Below are 21504 nucleotides of genomic sequence, written 5' to 3'. Positions count from 1 at the left end.
GGTTCCGTCCTCAATCGCCGGACGGGCTGTGGTGGTGCGGGTGCGCCGTGTTGTGCGGGTGTTCGCCTCTGTCCGGTGGGTGGGGGTGGGGGCCCTCCGGGGAGACTCCTCAGAAATGGCGTGTGCGGCTGGGTGGGAAAACGGCTGGGGTCGTACGCCATTTCCTGCGGGGACTCCCCTGCACGCCCCCACCCGGCCTCAGTCGCGTGTGCACACCGGCCCTGCGACTGTCGCAGACGCACGGCGGGCAGGTTCGGGGGCGTGCAGGGGAGTCCCCGCAGGACGACGAACATCGACCCGGGTCCGCTGCGTACCGGCGGAACGTTCGTCGTTTGAGGAGACGCCCCGGAGGGACCCCGAACCCCCACCCACCGGGTCAGGGCGCCTCCGCAACACGGTGCACCCGCGCATCTCAAGCCCGTCCGGCGTTTGAGGGCGGAACCCCCCGCCCCGGCAAGGGGCAACGAAAACAGGGCGCCGCGCCCCGCAAGGGCCCCGCCCCCGCAAGGGGACCCGCACCCCGCAGGGCCCCGCCCCGCCCCCCGCAGGGGCAAGGCGGGGGCAGTCGTCTTGACCCGCGGCGGCTCCCTGGCTAGCGTACGTTCATAAGTATGGACGTCAGTCAGAACTGTGCACGCCTGCATCCGCATCCGCTCAGGGAGCGCCCGTGACCTCAGCCCCACTCGCCGCCCGACTCACCGCTGTCGCCGGGCCGCTCTTCTTTCCCGTCACCGCCTACGGGCCGGACGGCTCCGTCGACCTCGACGTCTTCCGTGCGCACGTGCGCAAGGGCGTCGACGCCGGTGCGGCGGCCGTTTTCGCGTGCTGCGGCACGGGTGAGTTCCACGCACTGACGCCCGAGGAGTTCCGCCTCGTCGTCGCCGCGGCCGTCGAGGAGACCGCCGGGGCGGTGCCCGTCGTGGCGGGCGCCGGATACGGCACCGCGCTGGCGGTCCAGTTCGCGAAGCTCGCCGAGGAGGCCGGCGCGGACGGCCTTCTCGCCATGCCGCCGTACCTGGTCGTCGCCGACCAGGAAGGGCTGCTGGCCCACTACACCGCGCTGGCCGCCGCCACCGGCCTGGAGACGATCGTCTACCAGCGCGACAACGCGGTCTTCACGCCCGAGACCGTGGTCGCGCTGGCCCAGACGCCGGGCATCATCGGACTCAAGGACGGCTACGGCGACCTGGACCTGATGCAGCGCATCGTCAGCGCCGTCCGCACCGGGCTGCCCGGGCGGGAGTTCCTCTACTTCAACGGGCTGCCCACCGCCGAGCTCACCGGCCTCGCCTACCGGGGCATCGGCGTCACGCTCTACTCCTCCGCCGTGTTCGCCTTCGCGTCCGACATCGCGCTGGCCTTCTACCGCGCCCTGGAGTCCGGCGACGACGGCCTCGTCAACGCGCTGCTCGACACGTTCTACCGTCCGCTCGTCGAACTGCGCGCCCAGGGCCGCGGCTACGCCGTCTCGCTGGTCAAGGCGGCCGTCCGTCTCCAGGGCCTGGACGTCGGCGAGGTGCGCAGCCCGCTCACCGAGCCGCCGGCCGCGCACATCAAGGAGCTGACGGCGATCATCGAGGCCGGCCGCGCCCTGCTGGGGGAGCGCGGGTGAAGACCTCCGTCTTCCTGTATCCGTGGGACGTCGTCGGTGACCCGGGCGCGGCCGAGCGCGTCGCCGGGCTCGGCGTCCAGCAGGTGACGCTCGCCGCCGCCTACCACTCCACCCGGGCGCTGACCCCGCGCCATCCCGCCCGCCGCATCGTCACGGCGGAGCACGCCGCGGTGCTCTACCCGCCGGACGCCGACCGGTGGGCGGGGCGGACGCTGCGCCCGTACCCGCAGTCCTGGGTCGATGCGGTCGACGCCTACGCGGAGGCGGCCGGGGCGCTGGCGGGAGCCGGGCTCGACGTGCACAGCTGGGTCGTGCTCGCGCACAACTCCCGGATGGGCGCGGAGCATCCGGAGACGTCCGTGGTCAACGCCTACGGGGACCGGTACCCGTGGGCCCCGTGCATCGCGCAGCCCGAGGTCCGGGCGTACCTGGTGGACCTGGCCGCGGAGGCGGCCGTACGGGACGGGGCGCGCGGCACGGAACTGGAGTCGTGCGGCTGGTACGGCTTCGCGCATCTGCACGCCCACGACAAGATCGCGGGCGTCGGCCTCGGCGACGCGGCGCAGTACCTGATGTCGCTGTGCTTCTGCCCGGACTGCCGGGCCGGGTACGGCGGGCAGGGCCTGGACGCCGAGGAGTTGGGCCGGGCCGTGCGCCGGGCGTTGGAGCCGGTGTGGTCCGGCGCCGGGGCGCCGGAAGCGGGCTGGGGCGGTGTCGAGAAGCTGCTCGGCGCCGATCTCGCCGCCGCCACCCTGCGGTGGCGTACCGGGGTGGCCCGCGGGCTCCAGGAGTCGGTGGTCGCCGCGGTGCGGGCGGCCGCCGGGACCGGGTTCCAGGTGCTGTTGCACGCCGACCCCGCCCCGTACCGCTCCGGCGCCAACGTCGGCGTCGACCCGGAGCACATCCTGTCCGTGGCCGACGGCGTGGTGCTCCCCTGCACCGGCGACGACGCGGCGCGCGAGGCCGTGCTCGGCCCGTTCGCCGGTCGCGGCGGCGTCCTCGCGGCCAACCTCACCGTGGTGCGGGGGATGGGCGGCAGCCCCGGGACGCTGGCGGGAGACGCCGCCCACGCGGCCTCGCTCGGCGCGAACGAACTGCGCCTGTACCACGCGGGGCTGGCCTCGGGACCGGACCTCGCGGCCGTCGCCGCAGCGCTCTCAGGCTGATACGCGCGGGCCGGCGGGGACGGAACCCCGCCGGCCCGTGACCAGCCAGGCCGCCGTCAGCAGGGCCGCCGCGCCCACCAGCGGCAGCAGCACCGTCACGTCCACCAGGGAGACCAGCCCCGCGCCGAGTGCCAGCGCCACCGCGTTGGGCGCCATCATCAGCGTGCCCGCGGTCGCGGCCGTCCGCCCCAGGACGGCGTCCGGGGTCTCCCGCTGCACCGCCGTCATCGCGGCGATCAGCACGCACGGCAGCCCCGCCCCGATCAGGCCGCAGGCGAGGAGCGCGACCGCGTCGTACGGCAGGGCCCGCAGCCCCACGCCCACCGCGAACGCGGTGATCCCCGCTGCCGTGAACACCCGTTCCGGCAGCCGCCGCAGCAGCGGTCCGGCCAGCAGACCGATCGTCACGGACCCGGCGCCCTGCACGGCGGAGAGCACACCGGCGTACGCGGGGGAGTGGCCGAGCGTCTTGTCGACGACGGCGTAGAGCGCCGCCCCGTTGAGTCCGGCGCACAGCATCGTGACCGATCCGGCGAGCACCAGCGGCCCCAGAACGGGCGAGTCCCGGAGCTGCCGCAGCCCGGAGCGCCGCCCGCCCCCGCGGTCCGCGGCCGGGGCGGGCGTCCGTACGCGCAGCAGTGCGTAGAGCCCCCCGGCCAGGGCGAAGGAGGCCGCGTCCAGCAGGGCCACGGCGCCGCCGCCGAAGCGGGCGTAGAGCGCCGCGCCGGTGAGCGGGGCCACCAGTTTCATGCCCTCGTTGGCCATCATCCGCAGGCCGTTGAAATCGCCCAGCAGGCGGGTGTCCACGGCCTGGGCGACCACCGCCGACTCGGCGGCGTCGTTAAGGACGTAGCTGGTCCCGTACACCACGAGGACCGCGAACAGGAGCCAGATCCGTCCCGCCGAGTCCACCGCGGTCAGCGTGGTCAGCAGCAGGGCCATGACGAGGTTCGATCCCACCAGCAGGGGTTTCCTGGGCAGCCGGTCGGCCACCGTCCCGATGACCGGCCCGAAGAGCACCGGGAGCCAGACGGCGGACAGGGCGAGCGCCGCCAGGCTGTCCGAGCCCGTCAGCGACTTGACCCAGACGCCGGCGGCCAGCGACATCGCGGTGCTGCCGAATCCGGACACCACGATCGCCGCGAGGAACAGGGCCGCTGTCCCGTCCCGCAGTACGCGCCCCGTCGCCGATCCCGTCATCGCGCCCACCGAACCTCCCTGACCTGCGCCTTCATGAGGCAATCAGGCTGTCCCGTAAGGCCGTTGCGGAGCATCGGGCAGATGCCGTACGCCGCGCGGCGGAGGCGGCCGGGCCATGGGATCGGTGTACGGCACACGTCGTAGTCCGGTGAACTTCTTCTGTCAGAAGCGTTGACGAAACATTCGCGCCGCCTCTAGCTTCATCGCGTCGTACTTCGTACGTCATATATGAGACGCGATACGCGAGATGCGAGAGCCCTTCACTCATGACCTTTGCGCCCACCCCGATTCCGTCCCGCACCCAGTACGTGCTGGAGGCGATCAAGCACGCGATCCTGACCGCGCAGCTGAGACCAGGGCAGGCGCTCGTCGAGACCGAACTCGCCGCGCAGTTCGGGGTGTCCAAGACCCCCGTCCGTGAGGCGCTCAAGACGCTCGCCGGGACCGGCCTGGTCGTCATGAGCCAGTACAAGGGCGCCATCGTGCGGCTGGTCGACGCGTCCATGGCCCGAGAGGTGTACGACGTGCGGCTGCTGCTCGAGCCCGAGGCGCTGCGCCGTTCCATCACCCGCAGGGCCTCGCTCGACGCGGCCCAGGAGGCCCTGGAGCGCGCCGACTCGGCGGGCGACCAGGCCGACAGGTCGCTCGCCAACCGGGACTTCCACCGGGCGCTCTACCTCCCGTGCGGCAACCCGCTGCTGGCCCGGATGCTCGACGAGGTCCGGGACCAGGCGGCGCTCGTCTCGACGGTCGCGTGGACGGCCATCCCGTCCTGGGAGCGGGAGGCGGCCGAGCACCGGGAGATCCTGCGGCTCGCGCTCGCGGAGGACGCGGAGGCGGCGGCCGGGGCTCTCCACGACCACATCGCGTCGTTCGTGCGCCGCGCGTTCCCCGACGACGTGGACGGGGGCGGGGCGGCGTGAACCAGCAGCACACCGACGAAAGGCCTGTCCGCATGGACCTCACACCGCTGAAGGCGGCCCTCGCAGACGTCGTGGCGATCCCGGTGACCCCGTTCGCCGGGGACGGCGCCATCGACACGCAGGCGCACCGCGCCCTGCTGCGCAGGCTGCTCGACGGCGGCGTACGCATCCTCACCCCGAACGGCAACACCGGGGAGTTCTACGCGCTCACCCCCGAGGAGCGGCGCACCGTCACCGAGCTGACCATCGACGAGGCCGGCGGCCGCGCCACGATCCTGGTCGGCGTCGGGCACGACGTGCCGACCGCCGTCGCCGCCGCCGAGCACGCCCGCGACGCCGGCGCAGAGATGGTGATGGTGCACCAGCCCGTTCACCCGTACGTCTCGCAGGACGGCTGGATCGACTACCACCGGGCCATCGCCGAGGCCGTTCCCGGGCTCGGCGTCGTCCCCTACATCCGCAACCCGCACCTCGACGGGGAGTGCCTGGCGGTCCTCGCCGACAGCTGCCCCAACGTCATCGGCGTCAAGTACGCCGTCCCGGACGCCGCGCGCTTCGCCGCCTTCGCCCGGGACGCCGGACTCGACCGCTTCGTCTGGGTCGCCGGCCTCGCCGAGCTGTACGCCCCCGCCTACTTCTCCGCGGGGGCCACCGGATTCACCTCCGGCCTCGTCAACGTCGCCCCCGGCGTCTCGCTGGCCATGCTGGAGGCGCTGCGGGCCGGTGACCATCCGGCGGCCATGAAGGTCTGGGAGCAGATCCGCCGCTTCGAGGAGTTGCGAGCCGACCAGCAGTCCGCCAACAACGTGACGGTCGTCAAGGAAGCCCTGGCCTCCCTCGGCCTGTGCGGCCGCGACGTCCGCCCGCCCAGCCGGGTGCTGCCCGAGTCGCAGCGCGCCGAGGTCGCCGACCAGGTCGCCGGGTGGTCCATATGACCGGCCGCATCGCCCCCGAGGAGCTGCGCAGCCACCAGTGGTACGGCACCGACGGGCTGCGCTCCTTCAGCCACCGCGCCCGCACCCGCCAGCTGGGCTACCTCCCCGAGGAGCACCTGGGCAAGCCGGTCATCGCGGTCCTCAACACCTGGTCCGACATCAATCCGTGCCACGTCCACCTGCGCGACCGCGCCCAGGCGGTCAAGCGCGGGGTGTGGCAGGCCGGCGGCTTCCCGCTCGAATTCCCCGTCTCCACCCTCTCGGAGACGTTCCAGAAGCCGACCCCGATGCTCTACCGCAACATGCTGGCGATGGAGACGGAGGAGCTGCTGCGCTCCTACCCCGTCGACGGTGCGGTGCTGCTGGGCGGCTGCGACAAGTCGACGCCCGCCCTGCTGATGGGCGCCGCCTCCGTCGACCTGCCCGCCGTCTTCGTACCGGCCGGGCCGATGCTGCCGGGGCACTGGCGCAACGAAGTCCTCGGTTCCGGCACCGACATGTGGAAGTACTGGGACGACAAGCGGGCCGGCCTCATCGGCGACTGCGAGATGGGCGAACTGGAGAACGGGCTCGCCCGCTCACCCGGCCACTGCATGACGATGGGCACCGCCTCGACCCTCACCGCCGCCGCCGAGGCGCTCGGCGTCACCGTCCCCGGGGCCTCCTCCATCCCGGCCGTCGACTCCGGCCACGACCGGATGGCGGCGCAGTCGGGCCTCCGGATCGTCGAACTGGTGTGGCAGCAGCGGAAGCTGTCGTCGATCCTCACCGCGGAGGCGTACGAGGACGCCGTCGCCACGGTCCTCGCGCTCGGCGGCTCCACCAACGCCGTCATCCATCTGATCGCCATGGCCGGCCGCTCCGGCGTCAAGCTCACCCTGGACGACTTCGACCGCATCGCCCGCACCGTGCCCGTGCTGGCCAATTTGCGGCCCGGCGGGAAGTACCTCATGGAGGACTTCCACTTCGCCGGCGGGCTGCCCGGGTTCCTGGCCCGGCTGACCGACGTCCTGCACCTGGACCGGCCCACGGTCGCGCACGACACCCTGCGCGCCCAGCTCGACGGCGCGCTCGTGCACAACAGCGACGTCATCCGCGCACGCGACAACCCCCTGGCCGACGAGGGCGGCGTCGCGGTCCTGCGCGGCAACCTCTGTCCGGACGGGGCGGTCATCAAGCACATCGCCGCCGAGCCCCGGCTGCTGCGCCACACCGGTCCCGCGGTCGTCTTCGACGACTACAAGGAGATGCAGCGCACCATCAACGACCCGGCCCTGGCCCTCACCCCGGACCACGTCCTGGTGCTCCGCAACGCCGGCCCCAAGGGCGGCCCGGGGATGCCCGAGTACGGCATGCTGCCGATCCCCGACTACCTGCTGAAGCAGGGCGTACGGGACATGGTGCGGCTCTCCGACGCCCGGATGAGCGGCACCAGCTACGGCGCCTGCGTCCTGCACATCGCTCCCGAGTCCTATGTCGGCGGACCTCTCGCCCTGGTCCGCACCGGTGACCTCATCACCCTGGACGTCGAGGCACGCCTGCTCCACCTCGACGTCACGGAAGAGGAGCTGGCGCGGCGCGAGGCCGAGTGGACGCCACCGGCCACCCGGTACGTGCGCGGCTACGGGGCGCTGTACCACGACCAGATCACCCAGGCCGACACCGGCTGCGACTTCGCCTTCCTGGCCCGGCAGGGAGAAGTCCCCGACCCCTACGCCGGCTGAACGGCACCCCGGAATTCCGGCGCCCCGCCTCGTTCGGCCCGCCGAACGGCATGCGGTAAGCGCTTGTGCACGCCACGCACCACCTCGCACAGCACCCTCAGCACCACCTCGCACCCCCGTACCTGAGAGAACGGAGACGTGTCATGGCCCAAGCCGCCGCTGTGGCCACACCACCGAAGGTGCCCAGGCGCCGCTCCGCGAGCCCACGCCGACTGCCGTACCTGCTGATCGCCCCCGCGGGGCTGCTGATGCTGGGCTTCATCGCCTATCCGGTGATCAGCGTCTTCTACTACAGCCTGCAGAACTACAACGTCACGAAGCCGTGGCGGAACGGCTTCGCGGGCTTCGACAACTTCACCCGGATCTTCACCGAGGACGACCAGTTCTGGACGACGCTGGGCTTCAGCGCCCAGTGGGTGGTGGTCCAGGTCGCGCTCCAGCTCACCCTCGGGCTCGCCCTCGCCCTGATCGTCAACCAGAGCTTCATCGGCCGCGGCATCTCCCGTGCGATGGTCTTCTCGCCGTGGGCCGTCTCCGGGGTGCTGACCAGCACCATCTGGATCCTGCTCTACAACTCCTCGACCGGGTTCAGCCGCTACCTCGCGGACGCCGGGATCGGTGACTACGGAACCTCCGTGCTCTCCGACACCGGAACCGTCTTCTGGGCCGCGACGGTCGCCGAACTCTGGCGCGGGGTCCCCTTCTTCGCCATCCTCATCCTCGCCGACCTGCAGTCCGTCTCCAAGGAGCTGTACGAGGCGGCGTCGGTCGACGGCGCCGGGCGGATGCGCCAGTTCTTCCACATCACCCTGCCCCACCTGCGGGACGCGATCATCCTGTCCACGCTGCTGCGCGGGGTGTGGGAGTTCAACAACGTCGACCTGCTCTACACCCTCACCGGCGGCGGGCCTGCCGGCGAGACCACCACCCTGCCGCTCTACGTCGCCAACACCGGCATCGAGGGCCACGACTTCGGATACGCCTCCGCGCTCACCACCGTCGCCTTCGTGATCCTCCTCTTCTGCTCGATCGTCTATCTGCGCCTGAGCAAGTTCGGAGGCGACCACAAGTGACTGCCGCACTGGCCGAGAAGCACGGCACCGACGCCGCACGGCCGTCCGCCGAGGACAGCCCTCCCCCTTCCCCGCACCGGCGCACCAGGCCCGGCCGCGAACGCGCCTTCGACGACGTGCCGCGCTGGCAGATCTACGTCCCGCTCGGCGTCTACCTCGTCTTCACCCTCGTCCCCTTCTACTGGATGTTCCTGTTCGCCGTGCGCCCCTCGGGGTCCACCTCGCTGGTGCCCTGGCCGATGACGGGGGAGCACTTCTCCAAGGTCTGGAACGAGCGCAGCTTCGCCGTCTTCTTCCAGAACAGCATGATCGTCGGGGTCTGCACCCTGATCAGCACGACGCTCGTCGCGCTGGCGGGCGGCTACGCGCTCGCCCGGTTCAACTTCAAGATCAAGAACGCCTTCATGCTGGCGCTGCTCTGCTCGCAGTTCATCCCGGGCGCGCTGATGCTCGTACCGCTCTTCGAGATCTTCAAGAACCTCCAGATGATCAACTCCCTGGGGAGCGTCGTCATCGCCGAGACGGTGTTCCAGCTGCCGCTCTCCATCATCCTGATCAGCGGATTCATCAAGAACGTGCCGGTCACGCTGGAGGAGGCGGCCTGGGTGGACGGCTGCTCGCGCTTCCGCGCCTTCTGCGCGGTGGTGCTGCCGCTGCTGCGGCCGGGCCTCATCGCGGTCGGCTCCTTCGCCTTCGTGCACAGCTGGAACCACTTCCTGTTCGCCCTGATGTTCCTCAGCGAACAGGACAAGCAGACGATCCCGGTCGGCCTGAACACCCTCATCGGCGCGGACAGCGTCGACCTGGGCGCGCTCGCCGCGGGCGGTGTGATCGCCGCGGTCCCCGTGGTGATCGTCTTCGCCTTCATCCAGAAGTGGCTGATCACCGGCTTCAGCGCCGGCGCAGTGAAGGGCTGACGCACATGACCGCACTCCGCACGCGACCTGCGCGCCGCACCGCCGCCGCGCTCACCCTGCTCCTGGCGGGCGTCGCCTTCCAGCCGGGCGCCGAGGCAACCACCGCGCAGCCGCCCGCCGCCCCCGCCCGGGACCTGGGCCGCGAGGTCCTGCCCGACGGTGACGGCTGGGCCGCCGAGGGACCCGGCACCACCGGCGGCTCGGCGGCCGACGACGCCCACGTCTTCACCGTGCGCGACCGCGCCCAGCTCGTCGCCGCACTGGACGGCGGCAGCTCCGTACCCAAGATCGTCAAGATCGTCGGGACGATCGACGCCAACACCGACGACAGCGGCCGCCGGCTGGACTGCGCCGACTACGCGACCGGCGGCTACGACCTGAAGGCGTACCTCGCCGCCTACGCCCCCGCCACCTGGGGCGCCGCCAAGCCCGCCGGGCCGCAGGAGGACGCCCGCAAGGCGTCCGCCGCCCGGCAGGCCGAACGCGTCGAGCTCCTGGTCGGCTCGAACACCACCCTCGTCGGCCTCGGCCGGGGCGCCGGCATCAAGGGCGGGAGCCTCCAGGTCAGGGACGCCGGCAACGTCATCGTGCGGAACCTCGAACTCCGTGACGCCTACGACTGCTTCCCCGCCTGGCAGCCCAACACCGGCGGCCTCGGCGACTGGAAGACCGCCTACGACACCCTGTGGCTGCGGGGCGCGAACCACGTCTGGGTCGACCACGTCACCGCCAGTGACAAGGGCCACCCCGACGACCACGAGCCCACGTACTTCGGGCGCAACTACCTGCGCCACGACGGACTGCTCGACATCACCAACGGCGCCGACCTGGTCACCGTGTCCTGGAGCCGGTTCGCCGACCACGACAAGGCGATGCTGATCGGCAACGGCGACGGTGTCACCACCGACCGGGGTAAGCTGCGCGTCACCCTGCACCACAACGAGTTCGACTCCGTCGTGCAGCGCGCCCCGCGCGTGCGCTTCGGCCAGGTGCACCTCTACAACAACCACTACACCGTCCCCGCGGACGGGGAGTACCGCTACTCCGTCGGCGTCTCCACCGAGTCCCGGATCATCGCCGAGAACAACGCCTTCACCACGCCCGGCCACGTCGAGGTCGCCGACCTGGTGAAGAGCTGGAACGGCAGCCTGCTCCAGGAGCGGGGCACCGAGTTCAACGGATACCCGGTCGACCTGGTCTCCATCTACAACGCCTACAACTCGGGCAGCGAGAAGGACCTGGCCACCGACGCGGGCTGGGAGCCCACCCTGCACGGCCCGGTCGGCACCGCCGCCCGCGCCGCCGCCGACGTGGCCCGCGCGGCGGGAGCGGGGAGGCTCGGATGAACGCCCGCCCGACCCCCCTGCCGATCGTCCTCGCGGGCGCCCGGGGCCACGGCCGCTGGCACCTCGCCAACATCCGACGCCTCCAGCACCAGGGCCTCGTCCGGCTCGCCGGAATCTGCGAGCTGAAGCCGCTCGACGACAGTGAACTCGGCGCCTTCGCCGGGGAACTCCCCAAGCAGTCGGACGACTTCGGAGCGCTCCTGGACTCCACCGGGGCCCGCGCCGCCGTCATCTGCACCCCGATCCAGACCCACACCGCACTGGCGCTCACCGCCGCCGCCCGAGGCGTCCACCTCCTGCTGGAGAAACCGCCCGCCGCGACGCGGGCCGACTTCGAACGGATCCTGGCCGGGGTGCGGGACGCCGGCATCGCCTGTCAGGTGGGGTTCCAGTCCTTCGGCTCGCACGCCGTGCCCGCCATCCGCGAGCTGGTGAGCGGCGGCGCCATCGGCACCGTCGAGGGCTACGGCGCCGCGGGCGCCTGGGTCCGCGACGAGGCCTACTACCGGCGTGCGCCCTGGGCCGGGCGGCGCCGGATCGGGGACACCGACGTCGTCGACGGGGTCCTGACCAACCCGCTCGCCCACGCCGTCGCCACGGCCCTCGAGCTCGCCGGCAGCGGCACCGCCCAGGACATCGCCTCCGTCGAGACCGAACTCTTCCGGGCCCACGACATCGAGGCCGACGACACCTCCTGCGTACGCGTCACCACCACGGCCGGGGTCCCCGTCACCGCCGCCGTCACCCTCTGCGCCGAACAGGCGGGGGAGCCCTATGTGATCGTCCACGGCGACCGCGGCCGGATCACCTTCTGGTACAAGCAGGACCGGGTCCTCGTCCAGCGCGCCGGACACGGCCCCGACGAGGCGGTGCACGGACGGACCGACCTCCTGGAGAACCTCGTCGACCACCTGGCGGGGGATGCCGCACTCCTCGTACCGCCGCACCGCACCGGCGCGTTCATGGAGGTCGTCGAGGCCGTGCGCACCGCCCCGGAACCGGTCGCCCTCCCGGCCGACGCCTGGTACACCGTGCCCCCGGCCGGCTCCGCCGCCGCCCGGCGCGTGGTGCGCGGCATTGACGGACTCGTCGCGGCGGGAGCCGACACCCTCACGCTCTACTCCGAACTCGGCGTCCCCTGGGCGCTCAGGTCCTGTCCGGAGCTCCCCCGCGGCGTCGCGGCGTCCGGCACCGCCGCCTCCGGCGTTGTCGTCAGCCGGGAGGGCTCCGCCTTCTCTCCCTCCTCCGCCCTGGATGCGGCGGCACCGGACGCCGCTCCTTCTCCCGCGCTGGAACCCCGGAAAGGACCTACCACCGAGGTGAGTTCATCGTGACGACCACCGCACTGCTGAGCTGCGCCGGCCGCCCGGTCGGCCGCTACACCTACCTCCCCGCCGCCGACGGCCGCCCCTACCTGCACCCCGTCACCACCCTCGCCGGCATCCCCGTCACCGAGGAGCGCCCGGCCGACCACGTGCACCACCTGGGCACCTCCGTCGCCGTCCCGGACGTCGCCGGACACAACTTCTGGGGCGGCCGCACCTTCGTCCGCGACCAGGGGCCCACCGTGCTCGACAACCACGGGGTCCAGCGCCATCTCGGCTGGAAGCTCCGCGATCCGGACGGATTCGTCGAGGAGCTGAGCTGGGAGGCGGACGACACCGAGCTGCTGCGCGAGCACCGCACGGTCGCCACCGCCGAACTCTCCGCCACCGCCTGGGCCCTGGACTTCTCCTTCTCGCTCGCCAACCGGGGGAGCGCGGACCTGTCGATAGGCAGCCCGGCCACCAACGGCCGGCCGGGCGCCGGATACGGCGGCTTCTTCTGGCGCGCGCCCAAGGAACCCTCGGCGCCCGTTGTGTTCAGCGCATCCGCGGACGGCGAGGAGGCGGTGCACGGACGGCCCGCCGACTGGGTGGCCATGAGCGGGGACGGCTGGACCCTGGTCTTCGCCGGGGCGACCGAGGAGACCCGCCGGGATCCGTGGTTCGTGCGGACCACCGAGTACCCGGGCGTCGGCTCCTCCCTCGCCGCCGACCACCGCCTCCCCGTCCCCGCGGGGGCGACGATCGTGCGCCGGGTCGTCACCGTCATCGCGGACGGCCGGCTCGACCGCGACGCGGCCGCCGCGTACGCCCGGCGGGCGGTGACCGCGTGAGCGCCCCGGACGAGCGCCCCTGGACCGCCGACCTCGGCGGCGGCACCTACCGCAACCCGGTGCTGAACGCCGACTGGTCCGACCCCGACGTCATCCGGGTCGGCGACGACTTCTACCTGACCGCCTCCAGCTTCGGCCGGGTCCCCGGACTGCCGCTGCTGCACTCGCGCGACCTCGTCAACTGGACCCTCATCGGCCACGCCCTGGAGCGGCTGGAACCTGCCGCGGACTTCGCCGTGCCCCGCCACGACTGCGGGGTGTGGGCACCGTCGCTCCGGCACCACGCCGGACGGTTCTGGATCTTCTGGGGCGACCCCGACCACGGCATCCAGCAGATCAACGCCGAGGACATCCGGGGCCCCTGGAGCGCCCCCCATCTGGTCAAGGCCGGCAAGGGACTGATCGACGCCTGCCCCCTGTGGGACGAGGAGACCGGCGAGGCCTACCTGGTCCACGCCTGGGCCAAGTCGCGCTCCGGCATCAAGAACCGGCTCACCGGCCACCGGATGAGCCCCGACGGACTGGAGCTCCTCGACGAGGGCAAGACCCTGATCGACGCCGACACGATCCCCGGCTGGTTCACCCTGGAGGGCCCCAAGCTCTACCGGCGGGACGGCGAGTTCTGGATCCTCGCCCCGGCCGGCGGGGTGACCAACGGCTGGCAGGGGGCCTTCCGCTCCCGGGAGTTCTTCGGTCCGTACGAGGAGCGCGTCGTCCTCGCCCAGGGCCGGACCGAGGTCAACGGGCCGCACCAGGGCGGCTGGGTCACGACCGCCGCCGGCGAGGACTGGTTCCTGCACTTCCAGGAGCGCGGGGCGTACGGGAGGGTGGTCCACCTCCAGCCGATGCGCTGGGACGCGGCGGACGGCGGCTGGCCGGTCATCGGCGACGGGGGCGAGCCCGTCTCCGTCCACACCAAACCGACCGCGCCCGAGCAGTCCGTCACGGCCCCGGCCAGTGGCGACCGCTTCCCGGGCGGCCGCTACGGCAGGCAGTGGCAGTGGACCGCCAACCCCCGCCCCGGCTGGACCGTCGAGCACGGCGGGGACGGGCTGCGGCTCAGCTGCGTACGGACCGCGTACGCGCACGATCTGCGGGCCCTGCCCAACGTGCTGGTCCAGCGGCTGCCCGCCGAGACGTTCACCGTCGAGACGGAACTGACCCTCGGCAGTGAGGTGGTGGGGGCCAAGGCCGGTCTCGCGGTCCTCGGGGACGCGTTCAGCTGGATCGGCCTGGAGCGTGCGGCGGACGGCGCCGACGGGATACGGCTCGTGCACCGGTACGCCGAGACGGTCGCCGAACACGAACGCGACGCCGAACACGGCAGGCCGGCCCCCGACGGCCGGGTCCGGCTCCGGATCGAGGTCGCCCCCGGCGCCCGCTGCCGCTTCTCCGCCGACACCGGGGACGGGGCCGGGTTCCGGCCCTCCGGCCAGGTCTTCGCCGCCACGCCCTGGCGCTGGGTCGGCGCCCTGCTCGGCCTGTTCGCCACCGCACCGCCCGGGACGGGGCCGGCCGGGACGGCCTGCTTCACCGGGTTCCGCACCACCGCGTGACCCGCAGGGACCTCACGCGCATCGCCTGACCCGCAGGGGCCTCTCCCGCACCGCCTGACCGCGGGGAAATCATCCGCACCGCCTGATCCGCATGTACAGGAGCCGCATCGATGCACCTGAGTAACAAGCGCACCAGAGCACGAACCCTCGCCACGGCCCTCGCGCTGGCCGCCGCGGTCCTCGTTCCGGCCGCCCCTTCGGCCGGCGCCGCCGCCCAGCCCGCAGGTCCGGCCGCCGCGCACGCCGGCTGGTCCGACACCGCGCACGGATTCGCCTCCCTGGCGGGCGGGACCACCGGAGGCGGCGGCGGAAAGGTCGTCACCGTCTCCACCCAGGCCGACCTGGTGCGGTACGCGGCCGCGCCGGAGCCCTACATCATCCGGGTCGCCGGAACGGTCGCCGTCGAACCGTTCGGCCACGACATCGTGGTCGCCTCCGACAAGACCATCGTCGGCGTGGGCGACACCGCTGAGATCGTCCACGGCGAACTGCACCTGAACCCCGGCACCCACAACGTCATCATCCGCAACCTCACCATCCGCGACTCGTACGTCGAGGGTGACTGGGACGGCAAGACCACCGATTTCGACGCCATCCAGATGGACTCGGCCGACCACGTCTGGATCGACCACAACCGCCTCACGCACATGGGGGACGGCCTGCTCGACATCCGCAAGGACAGCGAGTACATCACCGTCTCGTACAACCACTTCAGCAACCACAACAAGGCGTTCGGCATCGGCTGGACCGCGAACGTCAAGACGCAGATCACCATCGACCACAACTGGTTCGAGGGCACCAAGCAGCGCAACCCCTCCGCCGACAACTGCGCCTACGCCCACCTCTACAACAACTACCTCTCCGCGCAGGTCGCGGACGGCGACCCGGTGTGGACGTACGGCAACTGGGCGCGCGGCGCCACGAAGATGGTCATCGAGAACAGCTACTACCGGGACGTCCAGCACCCCTACCAGGCGGACGCCACGGCGGAGCTGGTCCAGCGCGGGTCGGTCCTGCGGAACACCACGGGACGCACCGACGCCTGGGGAGCCGCCTTCGACCCGCGCGACTTCTACCCGTACCGCCTGGACCGCGCGGCCGACGTGCCGAAGCTGGTCACCCGCGACTCCGGGCCGCAGGAGGACATCGGCACCGAGACCGTGCTCCGCGTCCCCGGCGCGTACGCCACCGTGCAGGCCGCCGTGGACGCCGTGCCGCAGGGCAACGACGGCCGGATCACCGTGCGGATCGCCCCCGGCGTCTACCGCGAGCACGTCAGGATCGGCAGGAACCAGCCGTACGTCTCGCTCGTCGGCACGGGCAGGCACCGCTCGGACACGCTCGTCGTCTTCGACACCCCGTCGGGCGAGCTCAAGCCGGACGGCACCACCCAGGGCTCCTGGGGCAGCGCGACCGTCGTCGTGGAGGGACACGACTTCAGCGCCCGCAACCTCACCTTCTCCAACGACTTCGACGAGGCGTCCGTCGAGCTGAACGGTGAGCAGGCCCTCGCCGTGAAGACCACCGGCGACCGGCTGACCTTCGAGAACACGGCGTTCCTCGGCAACCAGGACACCCTGATGACCGACACCCCGGTCCTCACCCAGAAGGCCCGGGTGTACCTCAGGGACGTCTACATCGAGGGAGACGTCGACTTCATCTACGGCCGCGCCACCACGGTCATCGAGCACTCCGTGATCAAGGCGCTGAGCCGTGGCTCGGCCACCAACAACGGCTACATCACGGCCGCCTCGACATGGAAGGACAACCCGTACGGCTTCCTGATCACCCGCAGCCGGATCATCAGCGACGCCCCCGCGGACACCTTCCACCTCGGCCGGCCCTGGCACCCGAGCGGCAACCCCGACGCGGTCGGCCAGGTACTGATCCGCGAGACCCTGCTGCCGGCGGCGGTCAAGGCCACGCCGTGGAGCGAGATGGGCGGCTTCCCGTGGCAGGAGGCCCGGTTCAGCGAGTACCGGACGTACGGGCCCGGCGCCGCGGTGACCGCGGACCGGCCGCAGATGACCGCCGCGGACGCCGCGCACCACGAGATCTCCGACTACCTCAGGGGCGAGGACGGCTGGTCGCCGCAGGGCGCCCACCACTGACCCGGAGCCCCTCGCACCCCCCATGCAGTGCACACGACCCACCAGAGAACCGAGAGAGAAGAGCCGACCATGACCATTTCGAAGACGCAGCGGGGGCGTGCCGCGGCCGCGGTGTCCCTGGCCGCGGTGCTCGCACTGACCGCGACCGCTTGCGGTGACGACGGCAGCGACACCGGCACCGAGGGCAGCGGCAAGGGCGAGATCACCTTCTGGGACAACAACGGCGGTCCGCGCACCGCCGTGTGGACCGAGATCATCAAGGACTTCGAGGCGAAGTACCCGGACATCAAGGTCAAGTACGTGCCGATCCCGATCGCCGACGTGCAGTCCAAGTACGACACGGCCATCGCGGGCGGCGGCCTGCCGGACGTCGGCGGCGTGGGCACCGCCTACCTCGCCAACATGGTCTCGCAGGAGGCCCTCGACCCGCTGAACGACCGGATCAAGGGCTCCTCGCTCAACGGCAAGCTCGTCGAGGGCATGGTCGCGAGCGTCAAGGCCGCCGGCGGCCGGGGCGACGACATGTACTCCGTGCCGACTTCCGCCAACAACGGCGCCCTCTGGTACCGCACCGACCTGTTCAAGGCGGCGGGCCTCGAAGCACCCACCACCTGGGCCAACTTCTACAAGGCCGCGGAGAAGCTCACCGCCGCCAAGGACAACAAGTTCGGCTACACCATCCGCGGGGGCGCCGGCTCCATCGCCCAGGCGATCGACGCCTCGTACGGCCAGTCCGGCATCACGGAGTTCTGGAACGGCGACAAGACGACGCTCAACGACCCGAAGAACGTCGCCGCGCTGGAGAAGTACGTGGCGTTGTACAAGAAGGCGACGCCCGCCGCCGACGTCAACAACGACTTCACCAAGATGGTCGCCCAGTTCGACACCGGAACCATCGGCATGCTGAGCCACAACCTCGGCTCCTACCAGGACCATCTGAAGGCGCTGGGCAAGGACAAGTTCGCCGGGATACCGAACCCGGTCGGTGACGGCGGCACTCGGGTCCAGGTCTCCAACCCGGTCGACGGGCTGGGCCTGTTCCGGTCGAGCAAGAACAAGACCGCCGCCTGGAAGTTCATCGAGTTCGCCGCCTCGCACGAGTCCAACAGCAAGTGGAACGAGTCCGCGGGCGCCATCCCCGCCAACACGGAGGCCGCCAAGGACCCGTGGGTCAGCGCCACCGAGCCGACCGAGCTCGCCGCGAAGGCCCTCACCGACGGCTCCACCAAGATCGTGCAGCTGCCGTACTACCTGCCGGACTGGAACAACATCAGCAAGGCGGACAACGAGCCGGAGTTCCAGAAGCTGCTGCTCGGCAAGGTCACGGCGAAGGCCTTCCTCGACAAGATCGCGGACGAGCTGAACAAGGCCCAGAAGGAGTGGAAGGAGATCGGCAACGGCTGAGGCCGGCCGGTCCCCCGGTGACCGGGGACCGGCGGCGGCTCGGGTCGCGTCCCGCCGCCGGTCCCTCTCCCCCTGCACTTCTCCTTGCACCCCGTACCGCCGTACGCCTCCGTACGCCCCGCTACGCATCCATGAGAGAGGCAGCCCCACCGTGTCACTCACCCGCAGGCAGACCGCGGCCGCCCTCGCGGCGCTGCCCCTGGTACTCGCCACCGGCACCGCCGCGGCGGCGCACAGCCCGGCCGGCCGCCCCCGGCCCCGTACCCTGCACATCGCCGGCGATTCGACCGCCGCGCAGAAGTACGCGGACGCGGCGCCCGAGACCGGCTGGGGCATGGCCCTGCCGTTCTTCCTGGGCCGCACGCAGACCGTCGCCAACCACGCGATGAACGGCCGCAGTTCGAAGAGCTTCATCGACGAGGGGCGGCTCGCCGCCCTGCTGGAGGAGGTGCGGGAGGGCGACCTCCTGCTGATCCAGTTCGGCCACAACGACGAGAAGACCGAGGACCCGGCCCGCGGCACCGACCCGTACACCACCTACCAGGACTGCCTGCGCCAGTACGTGCACGCCGCACGGTCCCGGCGGGCGCGCCCGGTCCTGCTCACCCCGGTGGAGCGCCGCCGCTTCGCCGCCGACGGCACGGCCAGGCCCACCCACGGCGAGTACCCGGCCGCGATGCGCGCGCTGGCCGCCGAGGAGCGCGTCCCCCTGCTCGACCTCCAGGCGCTCACGCTGGCGCGCTGGCAGGAGCTCGGCCCCGAGGGCACGCTCGGGTACTTCAACTGGCTCGAGCCCGGACAGTCGCCCAACTACCCCGACGGCCGGCAGGACAACACGCACTTCCAGCCCCGCGGCGCCGTCGAGGTCGCACGGCTCGTCGCCCGCGCCCTGGTGGCCGGGCGGGTCCTGGCCCCGCACGACGTACGGCGCACCGATTCCGCGATCCCGCTCGAATGGATCACCTGGCCGCAGGCCTGACGCCTGCCCCGCGCCACTTCACCTCCCCGCTCAGCTTCCCCTTCCTCACCACCGAAGGAACCGCCATGCCCGCACGCATCTGTCATGCTCGCGCCATCGCCTTGGTGCTGGGCTGCGCCTCCCTGGCGCTCGCCGTGTCCGTCCCCGCCCAGGCCACCGGGCGCGGCCACGGCCACCACCCGGGCATCGACCGGGCCGTCCTCGCCCAGGGCGACGGCTGGGCCGCAGCCGACGGCTCCACCACCGGCGGCGCCGCCGCGACCCCGGACCACGTCTACACCGTCAGCAACCGTGCCGAACTCATCGCCGCCTTCGAGGAAGCGGGAGACGCCCCGAAGATCATCAAGATCGACGGCACCGTCCACGGGAACTCCGACGCCGCCGGGACCCCGATCGACTGCGCGGCGTACCAGACCGACGGCTACACCCTGGACAGGTACCTCGCCGCCTACGACCCGGCCACCTGGGGCCGCGACGAGGTCCCGTCCGGCCCTCTGGAGGACGCCCGGCTCGCCTCCGCCGAGCTGCAGAAGGCCGCGGTCAACGTCTACGTGCCGTCCAACACGACGCTCGTCGGGGTCGGCAAGGACGCCACGGTCATCGGCGCCAGCCTCCAGATCCGAAACGTCTCCAACGTCATCGTGCGGAACATCTCGTTCGAGGACACCTACGACTGCTTCCCCCAGTGGGACCCCACGGACGGCGTCACCGGCCACTGGAACTCCGAGTACGACAACCTCGTCGTCTACGGCTCCGACCACGTCTGGGTCGACCACAACACCTTCAGCGACGGGGACCGCCCCGACGCCGGCCAGCCCCGCTACTTCGACGAGCTGTACCAGCAGCACGACGGTCTCTTCGACATCGTCAAGGGCGCCGACCTGGTCACCGTCTCGTGGAACGTCCTCAAGAACCACGACAAGACGATGCTCATCGGCAACAGCGACGGCGCCGGCGCGACCGACAGCGGCAAGCTGCGGGTCACCCTGCACCACAACCTCTTCAAGGACGTGAACGAGCGGGCCCCCCGCGTCCGCTTCGGACAGGTCGACTCCTACAACAACCACTTCGTCGCCACCACGGGCAGCGTCTACGGCTACACGTACGGCATCGGCTCCAAGTCCCAGCTCGTGGCCGAGCACAACGCGTTCAGTCTCGGGGCCGGATTCGACCAGGCGAAGATCCTCAAGAAGTGGTCCGAGTCCTCGCTGACCGCCGCGGACAACTACGTCAACGGCCGCCGGACGGACCTCATCGCCGTCCACAACGCGGGCGTCCCCGCGGAACAGCTCACCGCCGGAGCCGGATGGACGCCGGTGCTGCGCACCAGGATCGACCACCCGCGCGCCGTCCCGGGCCTGGTCGACCGGGGTGCCGGAGCCGGCCGCCTGCGCTGACGGGGAACGCCTGGGCCGGCCCGGAACGCCTGGGCCGGCCGGGAACGACGGAAGCGGTGGAGGCCCGGCGAGGGCCTCCACCGCTTCTTCGCGCGCTCCTAGTTGTAGGAGATGTCCGACGCGGAGTACTTGCAGTACGTGCCGTCCGGCCCGCTGCCCGTCTGCGTCGGCTCGTCGCCGTCGTCGTTGCCCGTGTAACGGACGCACGGCTTGATCTTCTTGCCGCTGTCACCGTGGATCCGGACGGACCTCAGCGTCGCGGTGTCCCCGTAGTTGGTGTTGATCCCCACCAGGGCCTTGCCGGGCGCCGTGACATCGACGTCGCTGACCGCGATCGTGCGCTTGTACTGCTTGGAGCAGTTGCCGCAGGAGCGGACGAGCTTGCCGAAGTCCGAGACCTGGAAGCCGCTGATGGTCAGCGTGCCCGCGCCGTTGAACTGGAAGACCTTGTCGTCGGCCTTCCTGGCGCCGCCGCCGGTCACCTTGTACGTGGCGCCCGACGAGGTGCCCTTGAAGGACGCCGCGTCCTCGCCGACGTCCTCCCACCACACGTTCTGGATCGTGCAGCTGCCCTTGCAGTGAATGCCGTCGGCGGCCGGCGAGCCGACGACGACGTTCTTCAGGACGGCCCCGTCGGCCAGTTCGAAGATCGGGTCCTGACCCTCGTCCTGGCCGCCGTCACCGAGGTCCCCGCTTCCGTAGAAGCGCTTCAGCTTGCCGTCGTACGTCCCCGAGACCTTGATGGTCGCCGAGACGGCCTGCGAACCCGCGGGCGTCGGCCAGGCGGCCGCCGCGGTCGCGGTGGTGGCCGCGCCGGCCTGGACCAGCAGGCCGGTGGTGAGCGCGGCGCCGGTGAGGGAGAGCGCGGCGGCCGAAGCGACGATCATGCGACGGCGGCCGGAGCGCCGGGCGTGGCTGCCGTGCGGTACGGCTCGTTTCTTCATGTCGGTGTCCCGTTCCTTATCGGTGGGGGGAGCGTTGCGCTCCTTGGTCGCCACCGCGG

General features: G+C 71.7%; 17 protein-coding genes. 15 read left to right on the top strand and 2 right to left on the bottom strand.

Annotated features, from left to right (window positions below):
• Positions 1-667: 667 nt before the first annotated feature.
• A complete protein-coding gene (locus tag E6R60_RS23560) occupies positions 668-1612 on the top strand; it encodes a 5-dehydro-4-deoxyglucarate dehydratase (protein ID WP_136328620.1) in 945 nt (314 codons plus the stop codon).
• Positions 1609-2778, top strand: a complete 1170-nt coding sequence (locus E6R60_RS23555; protein ID WP_136328619.1) for a hypothetical protein — start codon at positions 1609-1611, stop codon at positions 2776-2778. Before E6R60_RS23560 ends, E6R60_RS23555 begins: the two co-directional genes overlap by 4 nt.
• Here E6R60_RS23555 and E6R60_RS23550 read toward each other — a convergent pair.
• A complete protein-coding gene (locus E6R60_RS23550; RefSeq protein ID WP_136328694.1) occupies positions 2770-3978 on the bottom strand; it encodes an MFS transporter in 1209 nt (402 codons plus the stop codon). The genes E6R60_RS23555 and E6R60_RS23550 overlap by 9 nt on opposite strands.
• Before the next feature lie 266 nt (positions 3979-4244).
• Here E6R60_RS23550 and E6R60_RS23545 point away from each other — a divergent pair, with 266 nt between their 5' ends.
• From E6R60_RS23545 to E6R60_RS23485, 13 genes are all read left to right on the top strand, one after another.
• Entirely contained in the window at positions 4245-4901 is a 657-nt protein-coding gene (locus tag E6R60_RS23545) for a GntR family transcriptional regulator (RefSeq protein WP_136328618.1), read from the top strand.
• Between the two features lie 32 nt (positions 4902-4933).
• Positions 4934-5836, top strand: coding sequence for a dihydrodipicolinate synthase family protein (locus E6R60_RS23540; protein WP_136328617.1), 903 nt, complete (start codon positions 4934-4936; stop codon positions 5834-5836).
• Entirely contained in the window at positions 5833-7560 is a 1728-nt protein-coding gene (gene araD / locus E6R60_RS23535; protein ID WP_136328616.1) for an L-arabinonate dehydratase, read from the top strand. The genes E6R60_RS23540 and araD overlap by 4 nt, the downstream gene beginning before the upstream one ends.
• A gap of 143 nt (positions 7561-7703) precedes the next feature.
• Positions 7704-8633 (top strand): sugar ABC transporter permease, encoded by a 930-nt coding sequence (locus E6R60_RS23530; RefSeq protein ID WP_136328615.1) that lies wholly within the window; start codon positions 7704-7706, stop codon positions 8631-8633.
• Complete coding sequence (locus tag E6R60_RS23525) at positions 8630-9550, top strand: carbohydrate ABC transporter permease (protein ID WP_136328614.1); 921 nt, start codon at positions 8630-8632, stop codon at positions 9548-9550. Before E6R60_RS23530 ends, E6R60_RS23525 begins: the two co-directional genes overlap by 4 nt.
• A 5-nt stretch (positions 9551-9555) precedes the next feature.
• A complete protein-coding gene (locus E6R60_RS23520; RefSeq protein WP_136328613.1) occupies positions 9556-10896 on the top strand; it encodes a pectate lyase in 1341 nt (446 codons plus the stop codon).
• Positions 10893-12230 carry a Gfo/Idh/MocA family oxidoreductase gene (locus tag E6R60_RS23515; RefSeq protein ID WP_136328612.1) on the top strand — a complete coding sequence of 446 codons (1338 nt, stop codon included), beginning with the start codon at positions 10893-10895 and terminating at the stop codon, positions 12228-12230. The genes E6R60_RS23520 and E6R60_RS23515 overlap by 4 nt, the downstream gene beginning before the upstream one ends.
• Positions 12227-13054, top strand: a complete 828-nt coding sequence (locus tag E6R60_RS23510; protein WP_136328611.1) for a PmoA family protein — start codon at positions 12227-12229, stop codon at positions 13052-13054. Before E6R60_RS23515 ends, E6R60_RS23510 begins: the two co-directional genes overlap by 4 nt.
• Positions 13051-14610 (top strand): glycoside hydrolase 43 family protein, encoded by a 1560-nt coding sequence (locus tag E6R60_RS23505; RefSeq protein WP_136328610.1) that lies wholly within the window; start codon positions 13051-13053, stop codon positions 14608-14610. The genes E6R60_RS23510 and E6R60_RS23505 overlap by 4 nt, the downstream gene beginning before the upstream one ends.
• Before the next feature lie 110 nt (positions 14611-14720).
• Positions 14721-16721 carry a pectinesterase family protein gene (locus E6R60_RS23500; RefSeq protein WP_136328609.1) on the top strand — a complete coding sequence of 667 codons (2001 nt, stop codon included), beginning with the start codon at positions 14721-14723 and terminating at the stop codon, positions 16719-16721.
• A 69-nt stretch (positions 16722-16790) separates the two neighbouring features.
• A complete protein-coding gene (locus E6R60_RS23495) occupies positions 16791-18125 on the top strand; it encodes a sugar ABC transporter substrate-binding protein (protein ID WP_136328608.1) in 1335 nt (444 codons plus the stop codon).
• A 151-nt stretch (positions 18126-18276) separates the two neighbouring features.
• Complete coding sequence (locus E6R60_RS23490) at positions 18277-19104, top strand: rhamnogalacturonan acetylesterase (protein ID WP_136328607.1); 828 nt, start codon at positions 18277-18279, stop codon at positions 19102-19104.
• Between the two features lie 65 nt (positions 19105-19169).
• Complete coding sequence (locus E6R60_RS23485) at positions 19170-20501, top strand: pectate lyase (protein WP_136328606.1); 1332 nt, start codon at positions 19170-19172, stop codon at positions 20499-20501.
• A gap of 98 nt (positions 20502-20599) precedes the next feature.
• Here the strand turns inward: E6R60_RS23485 and E6R60_RS23480 are convergent, their stop codons facing one another.
• Positions 20600-21445: a pectate lyase gene (locus E6R60_RS23480; protein WP_136328605.1), complete on the bottom strand. Its 846-nt coding sequence runs from the start codon at positions 21443-21445 to the stop codon at positions 20600-20602.
• Positions 21446-21504: the final 59 nt, after the last annotated feature.

Origin of the sequence: Streptomyces sp. A0642 (assembly GCF_004795105.1) — a bacterium.
In the GTDB taxonomy this organism is placed as follows: Bacteria; Actinomycetota; Actinomycetes; order Streptomycetales; family Streptomycetaceae; genus Streptomyces.
Note: the sequence above shows the minus strand (reverse complement) of the source record. Positions and strands in the feature narration are given on the sequence as shown.